At 28.8% G+C, this 6896-nt stretch carries 7 protein-coding genes; all 7 read right to left on the reverse strand.

The window, feature by feature from the left end; all coding sequences use genetic code 11:
- Positions 1–88: 88 nt before the first annotated feature.
- Positions 89–1384 (reverse strand): 3-phosphoshikimate 1-carboxyvinyltransferase, encoded by a 1296-nt coding sequence (gene aroA, locus ACO409_RS00475; protein WP_485553877.1) that lies wholly within the window; start codon positions 1382–1384, stop codon positions 89–91.
- A 709-nt stretch (positions 1385–2093) separates the two neighbouring features.
- Entirely contained in the window at positions 2094–2630 is a 537-nt protein-coding gene (locus ACO409_RS00480) for a DUF2262 domain-containing protein (protein WP_485553878.1), read from the reverse strand.
- A 14-nt stretch (positions 2631–2644) separates the two neighbouring features.
- Positions 2645–3646 (reverse strand): PDDEXK nuclease domain-containing protein, encoded by a 1002-nt coding sequence (locus ACO409_RS00485; protein ID WP_315048852.1) that lies wholly within the window; start codon positions 3644–3646, stop codon positions 2645–2647.
- Between the two features lie 354 nt (positions 3647–4000).
- Positions 4001–4576 carry a hypothetical protein gene (locus tag ACO409_RS00490; protein ID WP_485553879.1) on the reverse strand — a complete coding sequence of 192 codons (576 nt, stop codon included), beginning with the start codon at positions 4574–4576 and terminating at the stop codon, positions 4001–4003.
- 87 nt (positions 4577–4663) lie between these two features.
- Entirely contained in the window at positions 4664–5755 is a 1092-nt protein-coding gene (gene aroB, locus ACO409_RS00495) for a 3-dehydroquinate synthase (RefSeq protein ID WP_485553880.1), read from the reverse strand.
- 158 nt (positions 5756–5913) lie between these two features.
- Positions 5914–6177, reverse strand: a complete 264-nt coding sequence (locus ACO409_RS00500; RefSeq protein ID WP_485553883.1) for a prephenate dehydrogenase dimerization domain-containing protein — start codon at positions 6175–6177, stop codon at positions 5914–5916.
- A gap of 37 nt (positions 6178–6214) precedes the next feature.
- A partial coding sequence (locus ACO409_RS00505) for an RNA-guided endonuclease InsQ/TnpB family protein (protein WP_485553881.1) occupies positions 6215–6896 on the reverse strand: 682 nt, incomplete at its 5' end.

A 6896-nucleotide genomic window follows, 5' to 3' on the forward strand; every position in this document is an offset into this window, starting at 1 on the left:
TCCTTTTTCCTATCATTTATTCAACATTATTTATATAAACAAACTTTATATAAAAAATAAAAGATTTTCTTAACTAATTTGTAATTTTTTACTTCTCAACAATTTCAATCTCTCCACCCATTTTCACAAAATCATCCCAAAAATGTGGATAAGATTTTCTTACACTTTCAGCTTCTTCCAAAATAATTTCTTTTTCGCATCGAGATGACGCAACTGCCAAAGACATCGCAATTCTATGGTCATTCCAAGCACTCACCATAACTCCACCAGTAAATCCTTCTACACCTTGAATAATCAAGCTATCCCCTTCCTCAGCCACATTCGCACCAAGTTTATTAAGCTCAGTTTTTATTGAAGTAATTCTATCTGACTCCTTAATTCTAAGTCTTTCTCCATTAATAATCCGAGTCTCCCCTTCACTCAATGCAGCAAGCACAGTCAAAATCGGTGCAATATCAGGACATTGAGAAATATCAATCACAGTTCCTTTTGTTTTAGATGGCTTCACAATCACATAATCATCAAAAATCTCAAGATTTGCCCCTATTCTAGTAACGATCTCAATAATTTCCCTATCTCCTTGCAACGAATTTTTATTCACATGCAAACATTTCACTTCATTATCACGATTTGCCGAAATTATCCCCGCAACAATCCAAAACGCCACTTGCGAATAATCCCCTTCAACAGTATAATCAAAAGGCTTATAACTCTGATTACCTTTTATTTCAAATAATTTATAATCATTATTTTTTATCTCAATCCCAGCTAACTGCAAAATTTCCAGCGTCAAATCAATGTACCCCTTCGACTCCAAATTTTTATTAATAGTCAGCTTAGAATCCCCATCAAGAAGTGGCAAAGCATACAAAAGCCCAGTAATAAACTGCGAACTAATATTTCCGTCAATCTCATAATTCCCAGCCTTCAATTTTCCATTAACTGTAAGTGGCAATTTCCCACCAGTCGTCTCATACTTCAACCCTTGCTCCTCAAAAATCTTATAATACGAATCCAGCGGTCTATCCACCAATTTCCCTTTCCCATCAAAAATCAATTCATTCTCGCTCGTAATCCCAACAGGAATCAAAAATCTAATCGTAGACCCCGACTCATTACATTGCACATACTTATCCTTCGGAACAACTCTCCCATCATTCCCGACAATCTCAAGAGCACTTTCAAATCTTTTAATTTTCGCTCCCCAATTTTCCATAATATCCGTTGTTGTAGTAATATCCACAGAAAACTTTAAATTATCAATCATCGACTTCTTCTCACTTTCGGCTAATGCCGCTGCAATCACCGCTCTATGAGAATAACTTTTTGACGGTGGTATTTCTATTTTTCCATTTAATGTACTTGGTTTTATTTTTATTTTCATTTTTTCCCTTTCTTTTTATAAATTTTTTATAAATTTAAGAATTATCAATAATAAAATATAATTCAAAAGTATTATTATATTAAATAATATAATTCCAATTGAAAAAATTATAAAAAATTTTTTTAATATTTTAAAAATTATTATTGTCCAAACAAATAATTGATTTAATGCTTCAATTCTTAATTGATTTAATCCTTTTCCTGACAATTTAAAAAAGAATTCTATAATCTTATAAATAAAATTAACACATAATAAATTTAAGATAACCAATATAATAATAATTACTATCAAATAACTCAAAAACATTATTACATTTTTTAAAGTTAAATTTGATATACAATCTCGAATATCTTTATCTAAGGCATATATTACTGAAAATACAACTGAATTTAAAACAATAGTCTCTATTATTATTTTCAATATATTTTGTTTTTCAAATTGAAATAAATATGCAGAATAAAAACAATTTATTAATACCGGTATCATCGTAAGTAATAATACAATTATAACGATTTTTCTCTCTTCCGATGTCACATTTTTTCTATTATCCATCATTTCTTTAATTGTTTTTCTTATTTTTTCTATCATATCTTTCCTTTCTTCTTTATATTCTTTTTTATATTTAATCTGTATGAAGATTTCAAACCAAAACCTTTATTCAAAATCTTATCCTTATCAAAATTCTCTTTCAACACTCAAAACTAAAAATTTATCCTACAATATCTGCTTCACTTGTAAATTCCCCGTTAATATTCCCCATTAATTCAATCCCATGCCCTGCAAAAAATACTTCATCATCATAATAGTACACCAAAAAATCTCCATCAGAAGTTATACGCACCCCTTCAAGATAAATCCCATTTTTAAAAACTTCTTTTGAAACTTTCTGTTTTTTTAACTCTTCCTTTTCTTTTTCCGTAAATTTAGAATTTAAATTTTTTTCAAGTACAGTTATCATTTCATCTAAATCTTCTTCATTTATAGATGAAAACCAATCTTCTGCCACTTCCATCAAATCTTCCACAATTCTATCCCTTATTCTCTCATCCCATTCTTTTTGATTAAGATACATAATTTTAAATTGTTCAATTGCCCCTTTAACTTCTTCTACTTTTTTGTCTTCACTCCAATTATGCCCAATTCCATCATCAAAACTCACACCTATTTTTCTCCCAAGCCACTCAACTTCAGTTTCAAAATTTTTTATTTCTCCAAAAATTTCATCTTTAATAATTTTATTATCCATCTTATTCCTCCATTTTATTCTTCCTCAAGAATTTTAATTAATTCCTCTTTACTTGGCAAAACTGTTTTATATGTACTTGCAAAAATCCTCTCATTATCTTCTGGTAGTGTGTATTCCACCAAAGATTGATTTTTTTCCTGACACAGTACTATTCCGATTGTTTTATTTTCATCATCTAATTTCATTTCTCTGTCATAATAATTTACATACATCTGCATTTGTCCTATATCCTGATGTTTTAATTTCCCAATTTTCAAGTCAATTAGGACAAAGCATTTTAAAAATCTGTTATAAAAAACTAAATCAATGTAAAAATGCTGTTCATCAAAAGATATTCGTTTCTGTCTACCTACAAATGTAAAGCCATTCCCTAGTTCCAATAAAAAATTTTCCAATTTGCTTATTAATTTTTCTTCCAGTTCACTTTCTGAATAACTAGACTGTTCTGGCAATCCTATAAATTCAAGTATATAAGGATCCTTTATCAAATCCTGTGGCTTTTCTATAATCTGTCCTTTTTGTGATAATTCCAGAACTTTATCTTTATCTCTACTTAAACTCAATCTCGTATACAACGCACTATCAAACTGTCTTTCTAGTTCTCTTAAACTCCAATTATTTTTAACAGCCTCAATTTCATAAAATTTCCTTTCATCAGGATTTGAAATTCTACTTAATTTCACGTAATGCGACCAGCTTAGTTTGAATTGGTCAGACACTGTCTGACCTTTTTCAGAATAAACTAAATAAAAACTCCTTATTTGCTTCAAATTTGTTAATGAAAATCCTTTTTTGTATTTTTCAGTCAACTTTTTAGATAATATTTTTAAAATTTTCTTTCCATATTCTGCCCTATTTTCACCTTTCTGCTCTTCCTCAACTATCATTCTTCCTATCTCAAAATACGTCAAAACCATTGTCTGATTAACAGTCATTACAACTTTTTTCCTTGCGTTTTCCAACAAACCAATTACATTTTTTACAATTTCCATATTTTCAATTTCTCTCTTTTTCATTATTTCTCCCCCTTTTATAAATCACTTTTTAAATTCATCAGACGTTGTCCTCTTAATTTCCCTTATTCATCTGTTCCTTTTTCTTACCTTTCATGAAAAGAACCGCAAATAAAATTCCGTTTAAATATCTCTTCATATTTATACTCCTTTTCATCTAATTTTTATTCAGTTTTTCTATTAAAAAGACTAGCAGATTTTCACAGAAAATCTCCATTTCATTTCCAAAAGCTAAAATAATATTATTGTTTAAATCCTTTACAAATATCACTCCATCTGTTACACCAATTATATATTCTTCCCAGTTATATATTTCATCATCAAATACAATATTTTATTTTGAAACCTTTATTTTCTTTAAATTATCAAGATTTTCAATTTGCTTCTTGTCTGAAAAAAACTGAACTTTAATTTATGTGATTTTCTAAATGAAAATTCCTCATTTCCTCCATTTTCAATTTTTTCTAATGCATTCAAATAATTTTGCTTCACAAAATCTTCCTGAAATAATGCAAAAGAATCTTTCTTATATCCACCTGCATTAATTTTTTCCCATTTTCCTTCATTAGATTTGAAAAAAATGGCTGTAAATGTATTTCCCACCATATATACTTCCTTTGAAAGAAAATATTGTAAATTTTTATAATAATTTTTTTCATTTTTTCCTACACTAAAACCATCATCATAAAAATAAATATTGGGATACTTCTTTTTATAATACGAAAACACAAAGAAATCTGCTATACCTAATATAATTAATAAAACTATAAAAATCACCACAGTAGAAATATAAAAATTTCTGCTAATTTCAACAGTAAATAATAAAACCACTCCTATATTTAATACTAACAAAGAAATTAAAAATCTTGCTGAATTAAAAATTATTTTTAACCAGTTCGCCTTTTCCACTTTTTTAAAATTTTCCTGTACCATATTTTATCACTCCCTCACTATTTTAAAGCCTAACCTTTTCAATTTTCCAATATAATCACACATTTCTATTACCACACTTTCAAATGCTTACTCAAAAATAGCTTCCGCCCCAATCTTCATAATCTCAACTTGCCCAATCTCTTTCAAAATCACAAAATTAATTCCGTCATTCGTACTTTTCTTATCCCTTTTCATAATCTTAGCAATCTCATCTTTCGGATACTCAATTTCAGTTGGCAAATTCAATGCTTTAAGCAATTTCGCAATTTTCACAGCTTCCCCTTCTTTAGTAAATCCTTTTTTCTCTCCAATTTTTGTAATATCCACCATCCCAGCAGAAATCGCCTCTCCGTGCGAATATTTTTCATAATTTGTAAACTGCTCAATCGCATGACCAATCGTATGCCCAAAATTCAATATCATTCTCAAGTTGCTTTCCTTCTCATCTTTTTCCACAACTTCTTTCTTTATCTCACAAGAACGATAAACAAGTTCACTCACATACTTCATCAAATGCTCACGCAATTTTTGTATATAATTTTCATCATCTTGCGAAACCCCAACTTTTTCCACAATTTCCACAAGTCTATCAAAAAAATTCTTGTCATAAATACATCCATATTTCACAATTTCCCCAAATCCATCGTAAAAATATCTATCTGTTAATGTATTTAAAAAATAATTATCAATTAAAACAAGTTTTGGCTGATGAAATGCCCCAACAAGATTTTTCCCCTCAGGCAAATCAACTCCAACTTTTCCACCAACACTGCTGTCAACTTGTGAAACAATTGTCGTAGGAATTTGAATAAACCCAATCCCACGCATATAACTAGCCGCTGCAAATCCAGCAATATCCCCAACAACTCCGCCACCAAATGCAACAACCATATCCTTTCTCGTAAGCCCTTCATTCACCATAGCCGAATAAATCGAAGGCATTATCCCAATATGCTTATGTTTTTCCCCAGCTTGTAGCACAAATATGCTGTAATTAAATCCTTTAAACATTTCTTTATACTTTTCTTCATAAATCTCATGAACATTTGAGTCTGTAATTACAAACAATTTTTTCCCACTATAAACCTCTCCAATATATTTTGGAAATTCCTCAAAAAAATTTTCCCCAATCATAATATCATAAGAATTTTTTCCCAATCCAACATGTAATTTTTCCATAATTTATCCATCCTTTTAATTATAATTTTTTATTTAATACTAAATTTGCATTTCAAATCAATATTATTTTTCTAAAAATAATTGTATATTAAAATATAGCAAAACCACTAAATTTCGATATTTAAAATGATTTCACTATATATTCTTCTATTCCAAATCTAATCTATTTTCTCCCTACGCTTCGTAGAAATTATAAATTTCTCTTTTAATGTCCCCAAATCATTATTATTCAAGGCATCTTTAATTACATCCAGTTCTTTCTCAAACTGCTGTATCATTTTCAAAAGATTTCTTTTATTTCCCATAAACAGCTCTGCCCACAAATCTTCATTTATTTTTGCAATTCTTGTCAAATCCCGATAAGAATCCCCACTGAACCTCCCACGACTAAAGTCACAGAGTTCTAAAATCTTTAAAAATATTTAAAAATTTAAAAATTTTCTAAGAAGTTTGATAGTCCTATGCTATCCTTATTCTTTTAGGCGTGTTCAGCTCACCTCTATTGTATAGGACGCTTAAGTCCACAACTTTACTTTTTCTTAATATATTTAATGCTCCGTTACAATCTGCATTTAATTGATAGCCTTTTCTTGTTTGATATAGTCCTCTTTTTATCCTTTTTCCACTGAATATATATTCTTGTAGATTTTCTTTATCATATATTGGAATTTCATCTCCATCAAAGAAACTTGCTTTTGATGTATAACTTTCTTCTTGCAGTTTAAATTCTATTCCATATAGTTTACATAGATATATTAATTTATCTCTTAATTTTCCATATGGTATATTTACAAAGTTTTGATTATTTATACTTCCTATATTTGAATTTCTTTGAAAATCTTCATTATATCCTAGAACTATTTTTCCTATATCATTATTAAGACAATAATTTACAATTATTCTTGCCGCTTTTGAAAGATAATCTTCTATACGATTATTTCTCTTTCTAGTTATTCTCTTTTGTCTTAATGTTATATGCTCTATCTTTTGTTTATCTTTAATGCTTTGCAATTTTGCATTTGTCTTATTATAGTATTGATTTATTGATTTTAATTTTCTACCATCTATTATGAATGAAGCTCCAGCATTTGTAACACAAGTACAAAGATTATCTATACCTAAATCAATTCCTAGTACATTT

This window comes from Leptotrichia sp. (assembly GCF_057270615.1).

Excerpts from the sequence above, each read along its gene's own strand:
- ACO409_RS00485 (WP_315048852.1), bottom strand. The coding sequence starts at position 3,646 with ATGAAAAAGAGAGAAATTGAAAATATGGAAATTGTAAAAAATGTAATT.
- aroA (WP_485553877.1), bottom strand. The coding sequence starts at position 1,384 with ATGAAAATAAAAATAAAACCAAGTACATTAAATGGAAAAATAGAAATA.
- aroB (WP_485553880.1), bottom strand. The coding sequence starts at position 5,755 with ATGGAAAAATTACATGTTGGATTGGGAAAAAATTCTTATGATATTATG.
- ACO409_RS00480 (WP_485553878.1), bottom strand. The coding sequence starts at position 2,630 with ATGGATAATAAAATTATTAAAGATGAAATTTTTGGAGAAATAAAAAAT.
- ACO409_RS00490 (WP_485553879.1), bottom strand. The coding sequence starts at position 4,576 with ATGGTACAGGAAAATTTTAAAAAAGTGGAAAAGGCGAACTGGTTAAAA.